Source organism: Streptomyces sp. NPDC051976, from assembly GCF_040680795.1.
GTDB lineage: Bacteria > Actinomycetota > Actinomycetes > Streptomycetales > Streptomycetaceae > Actinacidiphila.
The window spans coordinates 1-17,480 of sequence record NZ_JBFAXL010000016.1 but is presented as its reverse complement, the minus strand read 5'-3'; the positions used below and the strand labels follow the sequence as shown (position 1 = coordinate 17,480).

Below are 17,480 nucleotides of genomic sequence, written 5' to 3'. Positions count from 1 at the left end.
GCATGGGGCCATGGATGGACAGCGGTTCGGTGCCCGGTCCGACAGGAGCGAGGCAGCATTCCAGCGCGGCCGCGAGCTACTGGCCGCGGGTGACCGGGACGGCGCCGAGGAACAGTTCGCCGCGGCGGCCGAACTCGACGCCGTCGACATGCCCTGGCGGATCACGCAGGCGTACCTCGAGGCGTTCGACGCACGCGCCGCCGTATGGATGCGCCGCGCGGCGGCCTCCCTCTCCCGGCCCGGCGGCATCACCGTCGACCCGGGCACCCTGCCGATCACCACAGTCCGCGGGGAAGGCCACGAACACCTGAGCGGCCAGGTGTGGGGCGTCGCCCTCACCCACTGCGACCCGCGGGCCGGCGCCGCCGCGCTGCGGGCCGCCCATCCGTCGATCGGCCACGCGACGCGGGACGGCCGCGTTCCCCCCGAGTCCGAGGTCCCCCTCGCGCCCTACTACGCGAACAGCAGCCGGATCGACGAAGCGAAGCTGGAGGTGCGGCTGGACGCCAAGGACCAGGTCATGCCGATGCTCGCCCGCGTCGTGCTGACCGTCCTGGTCGAAGAGCTCGAGCGCGCCGGCGCCGCCCGGGCCCGACTTCACACCCCGCGCTCGGCGTGGCCGTTGTACTGAGGCGAGTCGGTGGCGCTCGGCGGCAGGAAGCCGTGCTCGGAGAGGTCGAACCAGTTGCCCTCCGGGTCGATGGCGCGGTACTCGGCGAAGGGCCGGTCGCCGGCGCGCAGGGCGGGGCGGGGGACGCCGCGCCGGGTCATCAGGTCCGCGACGGAGGCGACGTCGGGGACGTGGAAGCCGAAGTGGTTGAAGCCGGTGGGCACGTCGCCGTCCAGGCGCTGCTGGATGAGCGCGAGGTTGATGTACCCGTCGGTGACGAAGCGGCTGCCGTCCGGGTCCTGGTGGAACTGCGTCATCTGGAGGGTCTCGCGGTAGAAGGCGGCGGCAGCGGCGGGATCCTGGACGACCAGGGCGACATGGCGCAGGCGGGGCCGGTTCACTTCTGGTCTCCTCGGGGTGGTGCCGGGACGGTCATGTTGTGGAAGGCGGCGATCAGCGGTCCGTTCGGGGCGTCCGCCACGATCGCCTGCGCGTGGGTGGTGGGGCCGTGCGGTTCGATGACGGTCACCGCGTGGACCAGGCCGAGTCCGCCGGTGAGCGGACGGACGAGATGGATCTCGGGGAGGAGCCGGGTGCCCCGCAGCGGCCCGGCGAACAGTCGGGCGTGCCCGGCCACCACCGCCTCGCGGCCGCGTAGTTCCTCGCCGCGTACGGTCACGAAGTCGACGTCCTCGGCGAAGACCGCGCCGAACGCCTCGGCGTCGCCGCGCAGCCAGCCCGCAGCCATGGTCTGCCACAGCGCGTACACGTCGTCGTCCGTCATCGTCGCTCGCTCTCCTCGTCGTCGGGCACGACACGGGCATCGGTGACGGCGGGCCGGTGGACCCGCAGGGCGAGCCGCCGGCACTCCGCGTCCCAGGCGGAGAGGGCGTAGCCGTGCGCCGCGTGCCGGCGCTCCACGTAGCAGACGACGTTGACCGGCCAGCCGCTGCCGCGGAACACGTGGCGGTCCATCTCGGTGGGGCACTCGTCCAGGGGGTGGGCGCGGGCCTGTTGGGGGCCGAGCCGGTGCCAGTCGGGGTGCATGTGGACGGAGCCGAGGATGTCCAGGTCCCGGCGGTCGGCCTCGCGTGCGATGTGCAGCAGGTCGGCGGAGTCCAGCCACCAGGCGCGGACCGGGTTCTCGTAGGCCGCCCCGAAGCGGGGCACGATGGTCGAGGCGAACTCCTGGCGGGCGCTGGGGTCGGTGGTGCGGGCGTTGCGGCCGAACGCCACGTCATGAACCAGCCAGTCGCCGTCCACGGCCGTACCGAGTAATACCGCGAAGCACGGTACCGGATCACTCTCGGTGATCTTCGCGTATTCCCGGACGGCCGCCGCCAGAAATCGATCCAGTGCGGATTCGGAAAACAGCACGGCGGAAAGCTCCGGCGCCCGCACGGCACGCCCGTTCTCGTTCCTGGTATGCGTCAGCACGTAACCCACCTGTTCGGAGGCCGGCGCTCCGAAGGCCGGCATCCGACCGTGGCACCGGGCGCGGCGCACGGGCAACCAGGCCATGACCCGGGGAGCGTCCGGCGGGACCGGAATTGTCGACCGCTGCCCCGAATGCGGCCCTATCGCATTCGGCGATAACCCTTCTGTCGGGTGGGCCGCGGCGACCGTACGATCCGGACATGCGTCTGGACGTGCGGCATCTCGATCTGGTCCTCACCATCGCCGAGGCGGGCAGCCTGCGGCGGGCCGCCGCCCGGCTGCACCTCACCCAGCCCGCGGTGACCGCCCAACTCCAGCGGATCGAGCAGCACTTGGGCGGCGAGTTGTTCGTCCGGCTCCCGGACGGCGTGCTGCCCACCCGCGCGGGCACGCTCTTCGTCCGCGACGCCGCCCGCATCCGGGCGGATCTGGCGGGCCTGACGCGCACCGCCCGCCGCGCCCTCCAGGACGACGCGCAGGCACCGGTGCGCGTCGGCGGTGTGCCCGCGCAGCAGTTCAGCCTGCTGATCAAGGCGCTCGGCGCGTTGCTGCCCACTCGCGGTACGACCAGCCGCACGGTACGGCGCACCGACACCGTCACCGCACTGCTCGCCTCCTGCGAACTCGACGTGGCGGTGCTGCGCCGGTTCCCCGGCACCGCGCTGACGCTGCCGTCCGGGGTGACACAGCGGGTCCTGCTGACCGAGCCGATCTTCGTCGGGGTCTCGCTCGGTCACCGTCTCGCCGCCGCGGGCCGGGTCGCGCTGGCCAACCTGGCGGACGACGACTGGGTGATGCCGCACCCCGACGACAGCGGCATGAACCACTTCGTGGCCGAGACCTGCCGCCGTACCGGGTTCGAACAGCGCGTCGCGCACGTCACCGACGAGTCCCATGTCGCCTTCTCCCTCACGGCGGCCGGGGACGCGGTCTGCCCGCTCTACCCGCTGGGCACCGCCCGCGAGTCCCTGGCGACCCTCACCCTCACCGGCGACCCGCTGTTCCGCGAGCTGGTCCTCGCCTGGCGCACCGATTCCCCGGTCGCCCCCGTCGTGGACGCCCTGTGCGCGCATATCGCCGACGGATACCTCGCCCTTGTCGGGGCCGACGACGTGTATGCACAATGGTGGCGGCGAGGCGGAGCGGAATTCGCTCTGCCGTAGAGACACCGCCGTAGAGATTTCGGAGGAATTCCCGTGCCCGTCCGGGGAATCAATCACGCGGTCCTGTGGGTGCGGGACGCGGCTGCCAGCACCCGTTTCTATACGGAAGTCCTCGGATTCACGGTGGTCGCCGAGTCCGGCGAGGCACCCCGCAAAGCCGTCTTCCTCCAGGCGCCGGAATCCGACAACGACCACGACCTCGGGCTGTTCGGCCTCGGCCCGCAGGCCGCCGCGACCCGTGCCGGGCACGGCGAGACCGGCCTTTACCACCTCGCCTGGGAAGTCCCCACCCTCGCCGACCTCCGCACCGTCGCCGAGCGCCTCGCCGACCGCGGCGCCCTCGTCGGCGCGGCCGACCACGGCACCACCAAGGGCGTCTATGCCAAGGACCCCGACGGCCTGGAGTTCGAGGTCTGCTGGCTCGTCCCGCCCTCCCTCCTCGACGACACCGCCCCCTCCACCCGCGGCGCACTCGACATCGACGCGGAGATCGCCCGCTACGGCGCCACCACCGAGGGCGCCTGCGCCCGACTGGCTCCGCGGCAGCCCGCTCCCGCGGACGGAGCCTCACGAGCGCGATGAGCCCGGCTTCCTCTCCGCGGACGGGGCGTGGGACGTCAGCCGGTCACGGGCGTCCACTGGCGCCGTGATCCCACGGAGCCGTACCAGTAGTGCGGCAGGCCGTTGATCGCGGTGGTGCGGAAGGGCCGGCCGTGGTCGTCGATGCGGACGGTGCCGGTGCGGCCCTGGGAGTACCAGTCGAGTTCGAGGTACCAGCGGCAGTCGCAGCCGTTGGTGGTGGCCTTGACCAGCAGCTCTTCGGGATCGCGGGCGGAGACGCGGTAGGGCATGTTCGCGGCGGGCCCGCGGACGCCCTGATCCACGGCCGCCACCGCGTGCGGGACGGGGCGGTCCTTGTCCAGGTCGACAGCGAAGTAGCGGGGCGCCATGTCGCTGCCGCACCCCTGGGCCATCGAGTAGGCGGTACCCGGGGCGGGATGCGTACGCCCGACGACGCGGACCCGGAGGTCCTGGAGGATGACGGCGGTGTCGGTCCGGCCCTGCACCGAGATCCGCACCTCTGTCTCGTGCCCGTGCACCGCGCCCTGGGTCGCCGCCCAGGCGGCGGCGTCCTGCGGGGCAGGTGGCGGGGGAACCTGGCGGGGCGCCTCAGCGATGACGTAGTCGTGGTCGCAACCTCCCTCCCAGACCTGCGAGTCGGCCGTCCAGGTGAGCGGTACGGCCTGTGGCGGTCGCGGGCCCGAGGGGGTGACGGCCGCGGCCTGCGGAGGGCCTGCCGGTCTCCGGTCGGCGTACAGGGTGAAGGACGCCACTCCGAGGATGACCGTGAGGACCGTTGCCGCGCGGACCGCCATCAGGCGTCGTCGCCGAGGCCGGGGCCGGGGCGCGGGCTCACGTACGCCCGCCGTCCGTACGGGGGTCTCCGGCCCACGGTCGGCCACCGGTTCCCGGGAAGCCTCCGGCGCGGTAGGGGTACGTGGCCGCTGCCGGGCCGCCAGCGCCCCCAGCCATCTGCGGTGGAGTTCCAGCCGTTCCGGCTCGGTCGCTCCGCAGAACGCCGCGAGGCGCTCAACGGGCGCGAAGTCCTGCGGCACCGCGTCGCCCGCGCAGTAGCGGTGCAGGGTCGAGGTGTTCATCCGCACGCGCCGGGCCAGCGAGTCGTAGCTGCGACCCGTACGGGCCTTCAGTTCCGTCAGCAGCGCGGCGAACTCCGCGACCTCGTCCTCGGCCAACGTCCTTCCCCCGTCGTCGTCCCGGCCCGGAACGGCATCCCAGGCACTCGTGTACGAGCACGTCAAGCGGGGTGGGATGATTCCAGGCCCGCACATCGTTGCCTGTCGTCCCGGCGGTCGCGGAAGCTCGTCGAGCAAGGATCCAAGGCCTCGACCAGAACACGGGGAGACACCCATGACCAGCACGTTCCGCACGACCGGTACGCGTCGCGCCAGGCTCGCTCTCGGGGGCACCGCCGTCACCGCCGGGCTCGCCCTGGCCCTCGGACTCGGCGCCGCCGCCTCGGCCTCCGCCGGTACGCCGCGCACCGTCAGCGGCAAGCCGTCCGACAACATCACGCGCATCGCCGACTTCTACGGCGCCTACATCGACGCCCGGACCGACCCGGACACCGGCGGCAAGCTCGCCACCCAGCTGCGCGACTACTACATCGACTCCGCCTACCTGAAGAAGCTGGTGGCCTGGGAGCACACCAACGAGGCGGACGGGGTGCTGCGCGCGCAGAACGTCCCCGCCTCGTGGACGGTCACCGACAACGGGACGGCGGACCACACCGAGGCCCGGATCACCCTGACCTGGGGCAGCGGGCAGAAGACCAGGCTCGTCGTCGACATGACCCGGGGCACGCACAAGATCATCCACATCGGAACGACCGGTATCGGCGGCAAGTAGCCGTACCGCACTGAGCACTGAGCGCCGTCGACGGGCTGACCCGCCCCGCGGATTCCACCGCCGGGGGTCGGGTCAGCCCGCTTCGGGGCCGAGATGGCGGGTGTCGCCGAGGCTGACGACCTGGCGGTTGTGGAAGAAGTCGTCCTCCCGCAGTGTGGTGATGCTGCCGGAGGCGGCCCGGAAACTGACGTATCCGGCGGACTCGATCGGCATCTTGATCCAGGACGCGACGAGGAACGTCAGGGAGCCGCCGTGGGTGACGATGATCTGATGTTCGTACGGGCTCCGCAGGATGTCCTCGGTGGCCGCGTAGACGCGCCGCGCCCAAGCGGCCTTGGTCTCGGCATCCGCCACCCCCTCGTCGTGGGCCATCCGCTCACCGACGGCCGGGGGCGGGACGAAGCGCCGGTCCAGCCACGCCTGCGGCCTTCCCCCGGCCTCGCCGTACGACTTCTCCCGCAGCCTGCGGTCGAGGACCGGCCGCACGCCGAACAGTTCGGCCACCTCGTCGGCCACCCGCCGGCAGCGCCGCAGGTCCGAGGAGTACAGCTCTACTTCGGCGCCCTGCGGGATCTGGGCCCGCAGGGCCCGGGCGACGCGGACCGCCGCGCGGACGCCGGCGGGCGTCAGCAGCGAGTCATGCCAACCGCCCACGATTCCCTCGACGTGGTGTGTCGCCTCGGGGTGGGTGACGACGTACAGAGTGCGCACGGGTTGCCTGCCTCCGGTGAGTGGCGTCCGGTCCCGATTCGGTCGCTCATGTCCGCGCGTCGCTCAGCTTGTTGATGGCCACGCGGAGCTGGAGCCAGGTGGGATCTTCCGCCGTCGCGGTGTGAACGGTCGCCAGATCGTACGGGTTCCAGTCGCGGTCCCCGTCGGTGAGGACGAGCTGCTCGTCAAGGTCACGGCCGTCGGGCACCTCGGACGTGGCGTCGAGGAACTCGGAGACCGCCGACGCCGCGGACGGGGAGGCGTCGAAGTGGCCTGAGGTACTTGTCCGTTCGGCGTCGGAGCGCACAGTGAGCAGGACGATTTCGCCGTCGCCGCCGGCGAGGACGAGTTCGCCCGCCGCGGTGGCGGCCAGCGCGGTGACGGGAGATCCCGCCACGACGTCGTGTTCGGCCGCGCCCGACGCTTCGAGGTCGACCTCGATCAGGGTTCCCGTGGGTGTGCCGATCCAGAGCACGCCGGGGCGGCCCGCGAACGCGAGGTTGTGCCGCGACCACGCGCGCATCTGGTCCAGCCACTCCCGCGGATACGGGTAGCCGGGGCTGGGCTTGCCGAGGGTCGTCGCGAGGACGCGCCGCAGCGAGGGGAACGCGAACACCTCCAGCGTGTTCCCGTACGCGTTGCCCCGGATCGCGAAGTGCCGCCCGTCCGCGCTGAACAGGGGTGCCTCGTAGCCGTCGACGTCCAGGATCAGTGCCCGTCGGAGCACGCGCATCGCCCCGGTCGCGGCGCCCGGCTCCGCGCGCGCGAACAGGCCGTACGTCGCTCCCTGGTCGCTGGCCAGCGTGGCCACCAGCCCGCCGCCGGGATGCGGCACCACACCGGTGTCCCACCGCGGCCCCGGGCTGACCGCCCCTGACTCCAGATCGATGACGTCCGAGCGGTCCCACGCCTCCCCGTCGTCGCCGCACGACGGCGACGCCCACAGATTCCTGCCGTCCGGGCCGAAAGCCACCCGGCGATAGCGGGCCCCCGGGGCGACGCCGTCCACCGCGGATATCCCGGCAGGCGTCCACTCCACCACCGCGGACCCGCCGCCCGCCACCACCAGCCGCGGCTCGTCCGGATGCCAGGCCACGTCAGGCGTCCGCCCGGCCCGCTCCCAGCCGCGGGCATCCCCGTAGACGTCCGACTCGCCACCCACACACCCCAGCTCGCGCAACTCCCCCGCCCCGCAGCTCCACACATGAACCGCCGGGCGCTCCCCGTCCAGCCCCGCCACCAAAGGCAGCCGCGGGTGGCACACCAACCGCCCCACTGGGCTTCCACTGCTGACGCGCACCCGCGCCATGGCCTCAAGATCCGTCACGCCCGCCACCGTAGCCGCGGGGTCTGACACTCGGGCCCGGCGCGATGCGGCGTCCGGAGGAGTTGTGACACCCCCGTTGCCGGAGGCGTGGCTTCCGTCACAGCCCTTGCGCACATGCACTGGTGGACTCGGCCGATGTGGTTTCCGCTGCTCATGCTGCTCGCCCTGGTCGGGGCGGTAACGGCCTTCGCCCTCGTCGGCTACGGCCTCGGCACGCTCGCCCGGGCGGGGATGCGGCGCACCGAGCGTGAGGTGTGGCTGCGGTGCCTCGGGGCTCTGCTGGGCGCGGTCGCGGCTGCCGTGTACGCGTGGGGTCTGCTGCTTGCCGCCGGTGCGGTCCTGGACGCGGACGACGGGGGGACCGATTCCTCGCCGCCACGCCCCTGCCGGACGCCGGGTCAGGAGGAGCGGGCTCTGCATGTCGTCGGCTACAGGGTGGACTTCGTGCCGCTCCGGTTCGTCTGCGAGACCAAGGGGGGCGGGAGCTACGCGGCGCGGTCCGTTCCCGCCTACGTCACTCCGGCCGCGCTGGGATGCGCACTGGCCGCCGCGATGTGTGCCGGAACCGCGGCCGTGGGATCGAAGCGCCGCACGGAAGCGCGAACGTCCTGAGGGGGCCGAGGGGTTGAGGCCCCTCGCGTCAGCCGGGGCGGGGTTGGCGCGCGGCGCGCCGGCTGACGTGGGGGCGTCGCTCTCACTCCGCGGGGGCGCTGATCTCGCGCTTGAGGATCTTGCCGGTGGGGCCGGTCGGCAGTGCGTCGACGAGCCAGACCTGGCGGGGGTACTTGTAGGCGGCGACGCGCTCCTTGACGTACTGGCGGAGTTCGTCGGGGGTGGCGCGGGCGTGGGGGCGCAGGACGATCGCGGCGCCGATCTCCTCGCCGAGGCGGGTGTCCGCGATGCCGACGACGGCGGCCATCGCGACGGCGGGGTGCTCGTGGAGCAGTTCCTCGATCTCGCGGGGGTAGACGTTGTAGCCACCGCGGATGATCATGTCCTTCTTGCGGTCGACGATGTAGAGGTAGCCGTCCTCGTCCTGGCGGGCGAGGTCGCCGCTGCGGAGCCAGCCGTCGGGGATGGCGGCGGCCGTGTCCTGCGGGCGGTTCCAGTAACCCTTCATCACATTCGGTCCGCGGACGGCGAGTTCGCCGATCTCGCCGGGGGCCACGTCCTGGCCCTTGTCGTCGAGGAGCCGCACCTCCACGTCCTTGATCGGGGTACCGATCGACCCGGCCTTTCGCGGCCGGTCGGGGTGGTTGAAGGTGACCACAGGACTGGTCTCGGACATGCCGAAGCCCTCCAGCACCACGCAGCCGAAGCGGCGCTCGAAGCCGTGCAGCACCTCCACGGGCAGCGCGGCCCCGCCGGAGACGCACATCCGCAGCGTGGACACTTCGGCTTCGGACGGGTGCTGGAGCAGCGCCGCGTACATGGTGGGCACGCCCTCGAAGATCGTGGCCCGGTCACGGGCGATGGCGTCCAGCACGGTCTGCGGGTCGAAGCGGGGGATGAGGGTGAGCGAGGCACCGGCGCGGACGGCGACGCTCATGGTGCAGATCTGGCCGAAGATGTGGAACAGCGGCAGACAGCCCACCACCACGTCGTCCGCCGTGATCCGCTGCACATGAACGGCGTTGGCCTCGGTGTTGTGGCGCAGCCCGGCGTGGGTGAGCGTGGCGCCCTTGGGGCGGCCGGTGGTCCCGGAGGTGTACAGCAGTACGGCGACGTCCTCGGCGTCCGGCTCGCTCACCTCCGGCAGCGGCTCATGACCGGCCAGCAGGCGCGCGAAGGCGGCGGGCTCGACGGCCACGTGCCGCGCCCCGGCGGCGGCCGCGCCCTGCGCGCCCTCGCCCGGCGCCTGGTGCCACTCGAAGAGCATCGCCGCGCCGGAGTCGCGCAGGTGGTACTCGGTCTCCCGGGTCTTGAGCAGCGGGTTCACGGGGACGACGACCGCTCCGGCGCGCAGCACCCCGTAGTAGAGGACGACGAACTCGGGAACGTTGGGCAGCATCAGCGCGACGCGGTCTCCGGGTCGTACGCCCTCGGCCCGCAGGAACGCGGCGGCGCGGGCGCTGCGGTCGTCGAGTTCCGCGTAGCTCGTGACCTGGCCCCCCATGCGCAGCGCGGGGCGATCCGGCTGTCGCCGCGCCGTCTCCACCAGGAACTCCGCCAGATTGGCCATGACCGCCTCCACGAATGTCGCCCTCGAAATCCGCTGTTCACGTTCCCGACATGGTGCAGGTGCCCGTGGTGACGGCCTATGGACCGTATGACAGCGTCCGCCGCCCGGGATTGTTCCCGGGGACAAAACCGGGGCGCTACGCTGCGGGAATGAACCTCTCCGGTGTGGTGTCGGCGCTTCAGACGAGGCTGCCGGAACTGGGCGAGCTGATGGCGCAACGCATCCGGGCGGACGTCGACGCGTACAAGGACGAGTCGCTCATCTCCTTCGAGTCGCTGCGGCGCTCGTGCACCGCCAACGCGGAGCTGCTGCTGGACCAGTTCGGCCACGAAGGCGGGCAGGATCCGAGCCCGGCGCGGGAGACCGGCCATCTCCGCGCCGAGCAGGGCGTGCCGCTGGCGGACACCCTGCACGCGTACCGGATCGGGTTCGAGCTGCTGTGGACGGAGGTGCTCGCCGAGGCGCGGACCCGGCCCGAGGTCACCGACGCCCAACTGGTCTCCCAGTCGGCGCAGACCTGGGCCCTGTTCGGCCGTTACGCGGAGGCGGTCGCGGCCGCCTACCGGGAGACGACCGCCGACCTGACCTCACGGCGGCAGGCGCGCCGCTCGGCGCTCGTGGAGGCGCTGTTCACCGGTGTCGTCACCAACCAGACGCTGTGGGAGACCGCGCGCGAGCTGGGGCTGCCCGACCGCGGGCCCTACGTGGTCGCCGCGGCGGCGGCCGACGCTCCCGGCGAGGAACCCCTCGCGGGCACCGAAGCAGCCCTGCGCCAGGCCCGGATCCACTTCGCCTGGCGGCTGCTGCCCGACCAGCAGATCGGCCTGGCCGCCCTGCCCACGGCGACGGCGGAGCGCACCTGCCTGCGTATCCTGCGCCGCGCGGGCGCCCGCGTCGGAGTCAGCCCGTGCTTCCCCTCGCTACGGGACACTCCGCAGGCCCTGCGCTTCGCCCGGCTGGCCCTGGCCGGCCTCCAGGGCACCGGCCCCGGCGTCGCGCGCTTCGACGACAACCCGCTGGCCATGGTCGTCGCCGCCGCCCCCGCCGAGGCGGCCCACCTCATGGAGGTGGTGCTGCGCCCCGTTCTCGTACTCCCCGCCGCGGAACGCTCCCGTCTCCTCGACACCCTGGAGCACTGGTACGCCGCCGCCGGTTCCGCCGCGGACGCGGCCCGCGGCCTCTTCGTCCACCCCAACACCGTCCGCTACCGGCTGCGCCGCGTCGAGGAGCTGACGGGCCGCTCCCTGTCCGACCCCCGCGCGGCGGCGGACATCGGCGCGGCACTCCTCGCGGTCCGCCGCACGGGGCCGTCGCTCGGCGAGGACGTCCAGTGAGTCGGGCGGGTGAGTGACGGCCGCCGCCGGGTGACCGCGTTCCTGTTCGGTTACTCCATCCGATCGCGGGCAACCGACCTGTTGGCACCACCCGTACCAACTGCCGTCGTGGGCACCACAGTTGCCGAGCTGTGGGATGCCCTTGGGGCTCACGACGGGGGTTCCGCGCGCCCCGAACCATCCCCATGACGGAGCGGAGAACAGCCATGTCCTGCTCGAACGCCGACTGCCGCAAGATGGGTTGCTCCACCGAGCCCAGACCCGCCCCCACCGGCCCCGGTCGCCGGTGACCAGGCATGCTCAGGGCTTGCCGTACCTGTCGACCAGGGCCGCGAACACCGACAGGTTCGGGACGGTGTCGACCATGGCGCGGGCCCAGGACCTGGAGTCGCCGGTCTTCGTCACCGCGACGACGCCCATGCCGTACGTGACCTTCTCCACCTGGGCCCAGGGCACCATCTGCTTGCGGTACGTGACACCCGCGGTCGAGAGGTCGAACTCGCCGAAGTCCAGGACCTCACCCGCCAGGAACGCCTTCTGCGCCGTGCCGCCCTGCGCCCGCAGCACTGCCCGCTGCATGGCGGCGGACCAGGTCGGGCCGCCCTCGTAGAAGTCGGTGACGGTCACGCTCGCCCCGGGGGCCATCGCCACACAGGTGTGCTGGACCGGGCCCGGTGTGCCGTTGATGATCTGCTGGACCTTCTTCTCGTAGAGCCGGACCCGGTCCCAGCGGACGGCCACCGCGCCCTCGCCGGTCTCCCGGTCCGCGATCATCCCGTGCTCGAAGAGGTGCAGCCGCTTCCCACGCAGCTTGGGGTTGAAGTCCGGGGACCGGCGCAGCACCACGTAGTAGATCACCACGCCGGGCACCACGAACAGGAAGAGCCCTACCGCGAGCGTCGTGTAGGCGCTCAGCTTGATGAACCAGCCGAACCGTTTGGGCATGAAGGTGGCGATCAGGGCGCCCAGTTCATGCCGTGCCGCCAGTTCGGCGGTGGCAGGGGGCAGGGCTTCCAGGGGAGTTGTCGCGGGCATGAACCTCAACTTCGTTCGGTGAATGGGCCGTTCGCCTGCTCGTACCAGGCGATTCCCATTCCCGGTTCCTGCGCGCCGACGGTCGTGACCACGATGCTGCCACGACCGCCACTGCCCCGGCATCCGTAGAAGTACGCACCCGGCTACGCAGGTCCTGCGGCCTGCGCGGACACTCGTCGCACACCGCCGCCGACGGACGCCACCGTCAGACGGGCTGCTCGCTCGGCTGCTGGCTGGCGGCTTCCTCGCCCGCGGGCTCCTCACCCGCGGACTCCTCACCCGCTGCTTCCTCGACGGTGCGCGAGTTGGTGAGGCTCAGCGCGCCGCCGGCCGCGATCAGTCCGACGACGACCGCGAGTACGGCGTAGGTGATGCGCTCACCACGGAAGAAGGACGCGACGAGGTCGCCGCTCCAGGTGCCCGCCGGGAGGTGGGTGGTGACCAGTGCGGCGATCAGGGTGCCGACGACCGCGGTGCCGACGCTGGTGCCGACCTCCTGGGCGGTGTCGTTGAGGGCGGCGCCGATGGAGGTGCGGTTGGCCGGCATCGCGTCGACGAGTGCGACCGCGCAGATCGTCATCACGGTACGCAGCCCGATGGTCATGATCACCATGCAGACGGCGATGGCGGCGTACCCGTGCTCGACGCCCCAGGACAGACCCGCCAGCGAGCCGGCCATGCAGGCGGCGCCGACCAGACAGGCGACGCGGTGGCCGAACCGGCGCGCGAGCCACTCGGACAGCGGGGTCGCGACGAGCATCGTCACGATGATCGGCAGATTGGCCAGGCCCGCCCGCACCGGGCTCCATCCGTACGCGTACTGGAAGTGCAGGATCAGCCCGAACATCACGCTGGCCATCGCGATGGACGTCCCGATCTGGGCGACGGCGGCGCCGCGGACGGTGCCGTTGGAGAACAGGCGCAGATCGAGCATGGGGGCGGCGCTGCGCCGCTCGTGCCACACGAACGCGAACGCGGCGGCGACGGCGCCGACGATCGCCGCGAGGGTGGTCGCGGACAGCCAGCCGTGGTCGACGCCGCTGGTCAGCGAGTAGCAGGCGAGGCCGATGGCGGCGACGCTCAGGGCGGCGCCCGGGAGGTCGAGTGCGTCGTCGGTCAGGTCCTCCGGCTGGTCGGCCGGGACGCCGAGCCGTACGCCGATGCACGCGAGCACCGCGATCGGGGCGTTGACGACCAGCAGCCACTCCCACCGGACGTGGGCCAGTGCGGTGCCACCGAGCAGCGGGCCGAGGACGAAGCCGGACATGCCGACGACGATCATCACCGTCATGGCGCGCATCCGCAGGTCCTTGTCGCCGAACAGGCGGAAGACCAGCGAGTTCGTGATCGGGGCCATCGCGGCGGCGGCGATGCCGAGTGCGGCCCGCAGGGCGATGAGCTCGCCCGTCGTCGTCACGAACACGACGCACAGGCTCAGCGCGCCGAACACGGCGAGTCCCACCAGCAGCACCCGGCGGCGCCCGAACCGGTCGGCTGTCGACCCGGCGGTGAGCAGCAGGCCGCCGAAGGTCAGCGAGTACGCCCCGGTGACCCACTGCAGCGCGGTCGTCCCGCTGCCGAGGTCGCGGCCGATCGTGGGCAGCGCGATCGACAGCAGCGTGTTGTCGACCATCTCGACGAAGAAGGCCAGGCAGAGGGCGGCGAGCGGAATCCACGCCGCGCGCAGGGACGGGTAAGTGCGTGGTGACGGGGCTTGCAGCGTGGTGGTCGTCATGGCAGTCCTCCAATCGAACGTCATTCGACTATCGAACAACGTACGATAGGGTACGATAGAACAACGTTCGATACAGTGCAAGACAGGTTGGGATGTGAGCCATGGCACGCCTGCAGAACCGCGCGAGCGAGGGCCGTCGACGGGCTTCTCACTCGATGGAGTCCGTACTCACCGAGACGGTCGCCCTGCTCGACGAGTCCGGAGCCTCCGCGCTGACCTTCCGGGCGCTCGCCCAGCGCCTCGGCGGCGGCGTCGCCAGCATCTACTGGTACGTCGCCAACAAGGAGGAGCTACTCGACCGCGCCACCGACCACGTCATCGGCGGGGTCCTGGCCGACATCGAGAAACTCCCGTCCGGCGACGACCCGATCGACGACCTCCGCGCCATGGCCGTCACCCTCTTCGACGCGATCGTGGACCGGCCCTGGCTGGGCGCCTACTTCATGCGCAACACCGACGCACAGACCAACTCCATGCGCCTCTACGAGAAGCTCGGCCGGCAGACCCTCCGCCTGGACCTCACCGCACGCCAGCGGTTCCACGCGGTGTCCGCCGTCGTCGGCGTCGTCGTCGGCTCAGCCGTCGACATGGGCCAGGAGCCACCCCAGGAGGTCCTCAAGGGCGCCGTGAGCCGCGACGAATACCTCGGCCGCTTCGCCCGGGCCTGGCGCGAGCTCGACCCCGACGACTACCCCTTCGTCCACGAGATCGTCGACGAGTTCGACGGCCACGAAGACGTCGACCAGTTCCGCTCCGCACTGGACCTGACCCTGGCGGGCCTGCGCCTGCAGGCGGGGGGCTGAGCGGGTCAGGGCTGGTCGTACCAGGCGAGGGCTGCGATGCGCCAGCCGTCCGCGGGGGTGCGGACGAACTGGATGGTCTTGGTGCCGACACCTTCGAACGGCCGGCCGTCGAGGATGCCGGACTTGCGGTAGCCGCCGACGCGGGAGGCGATGTCGCCGGTGATCTCGGTCTGCTCGGAGGTCTCCCACTCGGAGAACTCGACCAGCCGGCCGTCGGCGAGGAGGCGGCTGCGGGGCTCGATGAACTGCTCGACGGTGTAGACCTCGAACTGCGGGCCGGTCTTGACGATCACGCCGCCGGGAAGGACCAGCCGACGGATGCGGGCGACGTCGGCCGGCTTGCCGCCGCGGTTGTCGAAGGCACCGAAGAACTCGGCGGTCACCGCGTCTATCTCGCGCTTGGACATGGCGCGACAGTAGCAGCGCGGGGACACCCGGCACGTCAGGGCCGGAGCGCGACCAGGAGGTCGACCACGTAGCTCTCCTCCACCTCCTCGCGAGGGAAGAGCCCGCCGAGCCGCGCACGCTCGTCGACGAGGAACGCGCGGCGGGCAGCCTCTCCGAGGACGAGGAACGCCGAGCGGCTGCCGATGTTGGCGAGGTGCGTGTCGAGGGGGACGGTGCGGCTCCAGCGGATGTGACGGCGCGCGACCCGCAGCCCCGTCAGCCCCGCCAACCGGACGGCGTCACCGTCCGAAGGACGCACCGCGGACCTCGGCTCCACTCCGCAGTGATGGGCGATACGGGCGTGCTGGTCGCGGATCCAGGGCACGTCGAAGGCGGTGGTGTTCCACCAGACGGCCAGCGCGCCGCCGGCTCGCAGGACACGCAGCGCCTCCGGGACGGACCTGCCGGGGTCGGTCCACTGCCAGGACTGCGCGTACGTGATGAGGTCGCGGGAAGCGGCGGTCAGCGGAAGGGCGTTGCCGTCGCCGCGCACGATCGGCACCCCCGGGAGCGCTCGCCGGAACTCACCGGCCATGGCCTCCCCCGGCTCCACGGCGATCACCTCGGCGCCCCGCTCCCGCAGCAGCGCACTGGCGATTCCGGTCCCCGCGCCGACATCGGCGACCCGGGCGCCCGCCAGCCGACGGTCCGCGAACTCCTCGACGGAGTCGAAGAGTTCGGCCGGGTAGGAGGGGCGACTGGCGGCGTACTGAGCCGCGGCCACGTCGAACGACTGTGCGCGAGAGCTGGCGGTCATCCCTTCATCATCGCCTCCGCGGGCCCGGCGTGGCGCTCTGGTGGACCGGCGTCCCGCATATTAGTTTTCGGTCATGCACACATCATCTACGCGCGAAGAGCCCCCTTCTCCCCCGTCCGCGGGCCGCATCCCAGGCTCCCGCCTCATGCGCCGCGGCATGGTCGCCGCGGCCCTCGGCGCCTTACTCTTCGGCGCAACCGTGCCCGCGGCCACCGCGGACACCGCGGGCGCGTCCCCGGCGAGATGGAGCGTCGACCTCGGCGGCGGCGGCGCCCAGGAGGTGAACCTCCGGCACGTCGGCGGGGCGTTCGCGGTGGCCTCCCAGACCTTCCACCCGGCCGCGGCGGGCACCGGCGGTACGGGCTACGGCTCGCAGACCGAGCCCGCGCACTCCCTGGCCGCGCCCGCCAACCGCGTCACCGCCGACCTGCGGGCCGACCTGCCCGCCGGGGCGACCGCCGCCGTCGACGTACGCGGCCTCACCGCCCAGGGCACCTGGACCGAATGGCGGGAGGCGACCCTCACCGCGCCCGCGATCCTGCCCGCCACCGTCACCGCCGTCCAGAGCCGTGTCACCGTCCAGGACACCGGCGGCCGCGCCCGGGTCCGCGCGCTGTACCTGAGCGCGGACCTCGTGGCGGCACCGCAGACGGCCGGGGCCCCGCTCGCGGCGGCGTCCGTCAGCTCCCGGGTCTACGCCACCCGCGAGGGCCTGGTCGGCGGCACCACCGCCAACGGCCATGTCATCCAGTCCAACGACCACTTCGTGGCGCTGCCCTCACGGCGCGGGCTGTCGCCCAACGGCAGCGGCCAGTACTCCGTGCAGGTCTGCGGGCCGGTGCGCTGCGAGACCGCCCCCGTGTGGGACGTCGGGCCGTGGAACACCACCGACGACTACTGGAACCCCTCCTCCACCCGCCAGAGCTTCGGCGACCTGGCCCAGGGCCTGCCCGAAGCACAGGCCGCCTACCAGAACGGCTACAACGGCGGCCTGGACGGCTTCGGCCGCCATGTGTCCAACCCGGCCGGCATCGACCTGGCCGACGGCACCTTCTACAACGTCGGCCTCAACGACAACGGCTGGGTGACCGTCACCTACCTGTGGACCGGCGGCGGAACTCCGACCGGCAAGTACTGGGTCGACACCTTCGCCAACGCCCCCGTCTACGCCTCCGCCACCAGCACCGCGCAGACCGGCACCCTCTACCAGGGCACCAACTACGTCTACTGCAAGGTCTGGGGCCGCCAGATCGGCAGCGGAAGCAGCTACAACCACTGGTGGCTGCGGACCGACCCCGACGTCGGCCCCGCCAACCAGTACGTCTCCGCCTACTACCTCTCCCGCTGGGGCAACGACGAGGCCAAGGACAACAACGGCGTCGTCATACCCAACTGCTGACCACCCCGGCGCGGGGGGGGGGGGGCGGGGGGGGACCCGCGGCCCCGCCCCCCGCGCCCACCCCGCGGCCAACGACAACGCACTACAACACCACTCAACAACACACAATTCCA

Annotated in this window: 19 protein-coding genes; 8 read left to right on the top strand and 11 right to left on the bottom strand. The window is 72.2% G+C overall.

The genetic code is table 11. The features are described 5' to 3' along the window. The first annotated feature begins 10 nt into the window (after positions 1–10). Positions 11–631 (top strand): hypothetical protein, encoded by a 621-nt coding sequence (locus AB0M29_RS18205; RefSeq protein ID WP_365383648.1) that lies wholly within the window; start codon positions 11–13, stop codon positions 629–631. Here AB0M29_RS18205 and AB0M29_RS18200 read toward each other — a convergent pair. The 3 genes from AB0M29_RS18200 to AB0M29_RS18190 are packed head-to-tail and all read right to left on the bottom strand — an operon-like array spanning position 598 to position 1,987. Beyond that, complete coding sequence (locus AB0M29_RS18200) at positions 598–1,011, bottom strand: VOC family protein (RefSeq protein ID WP_365383646.1); 414 nt, start codon at positions 1,009–1,011, stop codon at positions 598–600. The two genes, AB0M29_RS18205 and AB0M29_RS18200, sit on opposite strands and share 34 nt — an antisense overlap. Next, positions 1,008–1,394 (bottom strand): SgcJ/EcaC family oxidoreductase, encoded by a 387-nt coding sequence (locus tag AB0M29_RS18195; protein ID WP_365383644.1) that lies wholly within the window; start codon positions 1,392–1,394, stop codon positions 1,008–1,010. Before AB0M29_RS18195 ends, AB0M29_RS18200 begins: the two co-directional genes overlap by 4 nt. Beyond that, positions 1,391–1,987 carry a hypothetical protein gene (locus AB0M29_RS18190; protein WP_365383642.1) on the bottom strand — a complete coding sequence of 199 codons (597 nt, stop codon included), beginning with the start codon at positions 1,985–1,987 and terminating at the stop codon, positions 1,391–1,393. The genes AB0M29_RS18195 and AB0M29_RS18190 overlap by 4 nt, the downstream gene beginning before the upstream one ends. A gap of 260 nt (positions 1,988–2,247) precedes the next feature. Here AB0M29_RS18190 and AB0M29_RS18185 point away from each other — a divergent pair, with 260 nt between their 5' ends. After that, positions 2,248–3,210, top strand: a complete 963-nt coding sequence (locus AB0M29_RS18185; RefSeq protein ID WP_365383640.1) for a LysR family transcriptional regulator — start codon at positions 2,248–2,250, stop codon at positions 3,208–3,210. Between the two features lie 33 nt (positions 3,211–3,243). Further along, positions 3,244–3,792 (top strand): VOC family protein, encoded by a 549-nt coding sequence (locus AB0M29_RS18180; RefSeq protein ID WP_365383638.1) that lies wholly within the window; start codon positions 3,244–3,246, stop codon positions 3,790–3,792. A 35-nt stretch (positions 3,793–3,827) separates the two neighbouring features. On the opposite strand, the gene AB0M29_RS18175 is transcribed toward AB0M29_RS18180, so the two are convergent. Continuing rightward, complete coding sequence (locus AB0M29_RS18175; protein WP_365383636.1) at positions 3,828–4,964, bottom strand: helix-turn-helix transcriptional regulator; 1,137 nt, start codon at positions 4,962–4,964, stop codon at positions 3,828–3,830. A gap of 175 nt (positions 4,965–5,139) precedes the next feature. Between AB0M29_RS18175 and AB0M29_RS18170 the strand changes: the two genes are divergently transcribed. Next, complete coding sequence (locus tag AB0M29_RS18170; RefSeq protein WP_365383634.1) at positions 5,140–5,637, top strand: hypothetical protein; 498 nt, start codon at positions 5,140–5,142, stop codon at positions 5,635–5,637. A gap of 72 nt (positions 5,638–5,709) precedes the next feature. On the opposite strand, the gene AB0M29_RS18165 is transcribed toward AB0M29_RS18170, so the two are convergent. Together AB0M29_RS18165 and AB0M29_RS18160 are read right to left on the bottom strand one after the other, a co-directional pair. Then, entirely contained in the window at positions 5,710–6,348 is a 639-nt protein-coding gene (locus AB0M29_RS18165; RefSeq protein ID WP_365383632.1) for a histidine phosphatase family protein, read from the bottom strand. A gap of 46 nt (positions 6,349–6,394) precedes the next feature. After that, on the bottom strand, positions 6,395–7,675 hold the full coding sequence (locus AB0M29_RS18160) for a hypothetical protein (protein ID WP_365383630.1): 1,281 nt from the start codon (positions 7,673–7,675) through the stop codon (positions 6,395–6,397). Positions 7,676–7,810: 135 nt separating this feature from the next. Between AB0M29_RS18160 and AB0M29_RS18155 the strand changes: the two genes are divergently transcribed. Next, entirely contained in the window at positions 7,811–8,287 is a 477-nt protein-coding gene (locus AB0M29_RS18155; RefSeq protein WP_365383628.1) for a hypothetical protein, read from the top strand. Between the two features lie 82 nt (positions 8,288–8,369). On the opposite strand, the gene AB0M29_RS18150 is transcribed toward AB0M29_RS18155, so the two are convergent. Beyond that, positions 8,370–9,857, bottom strand: a complete 1,488-nt coding sequence (locus tag AB0M29_RS18150) for a long-chain fatty acid--CoA ligase (RefSeq protein WP_365383626.1) — start codon at positions 9,855–9,857, stop codon at positions 8,370–8,372. A gap of 149 nt (positions 9,858–10,006) precedes the next feature. On the opposite strand from AB0M29_RS18150, the gene AB0M29_RS18145 reads away from it, so the two are divergent. Further along, positions 10,007–11,191: a helix-turn-helix domain-containing protein gene (locus AB0M29_RS18145; RefSeq protein ID WP_365383624.1), complete on the top strand. Its 1,185-nt coding sequence runs from the start codon at positions 10,007–10,009 to the stop codon at positions 11,189–11,191. Positions 11,192–11,491: 300 nt separating this feature from the next. On the opposite strand, the gene AB0M29_RS18140 is transcribed toward AB0M29_RS18145, so the two are convergent. Both AB0M29_RS18140 and AB0M29_RS18135 read right to left on the bottom strand, forming a co-directional pair. Next, on the bottom strand, positions 11,492–12,226 hold the full coding sequence (locus AB0M29_RS18140) for a DUF6585 family protein (protein ID WP_365383622.1): 735 nt from the start codon (positions 12,224–12,226) through the stop codon (positions 11,492–11,494). A 205-nt stretch (positions 12,227–12,431) separates the two neighbouring features. After that, positions 12,432–13,961, bottom strand: coding sequence for an MFS transporter (locus tag AB0M29_RS18135; RefSeq protein WP_365383621.1), 1,530 nt, complete (start codon positions 13,959–13,961; stop codon positions 12,432–12,434). Between the two features lie 155 nt (positions 13,962–14,116). Here AB0M29_RS18135 and AB0M29_RS18130 point away from each other — a divergent pair, with 155 nt between their 5' ends. Beyond that, positions 14,117–14,764, top strand: a complete 648-nt coding sequence (locus tag AB0M29_RS18130) for a TetR family transcriptional regulator (RefSeq protein ID WP_365383844.1) — start codon at positions 14,117–14,119, stop codon at positions 14,762–14,764. Positions 14,765–14,769: 5 nt separating this feature from the next. On the opposite strand, the gene AB0M29_RS18125 is transcribed toward AB0M29_RS18130, so the two are convergent. Next, a complete protein-coding gene (locus AB0M29_RS18125; RefSeq protein WP_365383619.1) occupies positions 14,770–15,171 on the bottom strand; it encodes a DUF4440 domain-containing protein in 402 nt (133 codons plus the stop codon). Positions 15,172–15,206: 35 nt separating this feature from the next. Then, a complete protein-coding gene (locus AB0M29_RS18120) occupies positions 15,207–15,968 on the bottom strand; it encodes a methyltransferase domain-containing protein (RefSeq protein ID WP_365383617.1) in 762 nt (253 codons plus the stop codon). Between the two features lie 145 nt (positions 15,969–16,113). On the opposite strand from AB0M29_RS18120, the gene AB0M29_RS18115 reads away from it, so the two are divergent. After that, positions 16,114–17,367 carry a hypothetical protein gene (locus AB0M29_RS18115; RefSeq protein ID WP_365383615.1) on the top strand — a complete coding sequence of 418 codons (1,254 nt, stop codon included), beginning with the start codon at positions 16,114–16,116 and terminating at the stop codon, positions 17,365–17,367. Positions 17,368–17,480: the final 113 nt, after the last annotated feature.

Coding starts and splice junctions, on each gene's coding strand:
- AB0M29_RS18205 (WP_365383648.1), top strand. CDS start 11: ATGGATGGACAGCGGTTCGGTGCCCGGTCCGACAGGAGCGAGGCAGCA.
- AB0M29_RS18195 (WP_365383644.1), bottom strand. CDS start 1,394: ATGACGGACGACGACGTGTACGCGCTGTGGCAGACCATGGCTGCGGGC.
- AB0M29_RS18185 (WP_365383640.1), top strand. CDS start 2,248: ATGCGTCTGGACGTGCGGCATCTCGATCTGGTCCTCACCATCGCCGAG.
- AB0M29_RS18170 (WP_365383634.1), top strand. CDS start 5,140: ATGACCAGCACGTTCCGCACGACCGGTACGCGTCGCGCCAGGCTCGCT.
- AB0M29_RS18155 (WP_365383628.1), top strand. CDS start 7,811: ATGTGGTTTCCGCTGCTCATGCTGCTCGCCCTGGTCGGGGCGGTAACG.
- AB0M29_RS18150 (WP_365383626.1), bottom strand. CDS start 9,857: ATGGCCAATCTGGCGGAGTTCCTGGTGGAGACGGCGCGGCGACAGCCG.
- AB0M29_RS18145 (WP_365383624.1), top strand. CDS start 10,007: ATGAACCTCTCCGGTGTGGTGTCGGCGCTTCAGACGAGGCTGCCGGAA.
- AB0M29_RS18140 (WP_365383622.1), bottom strand. CDS start 12,226: ATGCCCGCGACAACTCCCCTGGAAGCCCTGCCCCCTGCCACCGCCGAA.
- AB0M29_RS18135 (WP_365383621.1), bottom strand. CDS start 13,961: ATGACGACCACCACGCTGCAAGCCCCGTCACCACGCACTTACCCGTCC.
- AB0M29_RS18130 (WP_365383844.1), top strand. CDS start 14,117: ATGGAGTCCGTACTCACCGAGACGGTCGCCCTGCTCGACGAGTCCGGA.
- AB0M29_RS18125 (WP_365383619.1), bottom strand. CDS start 15,171: ATGTCCAAGCGCGAGATAGACGCGGTGACCGCCGAGTTCTTCGGTGCC.
- AB0M29_RS18120 (WP_365383617.1), bottom strand. CDS start 15,968: ATGACCGCCAGCTCTCGCGCACAGTCGTTCGACGTGGCCGCGGCTCAG.
- AB0M29_RS18115 (WP_365383615.1), top strand. CDS start 16,114: ATGCGCCGCGGCATGGTCGCCGCGGCCCTCGGCGCCTTACTCTTCGGC.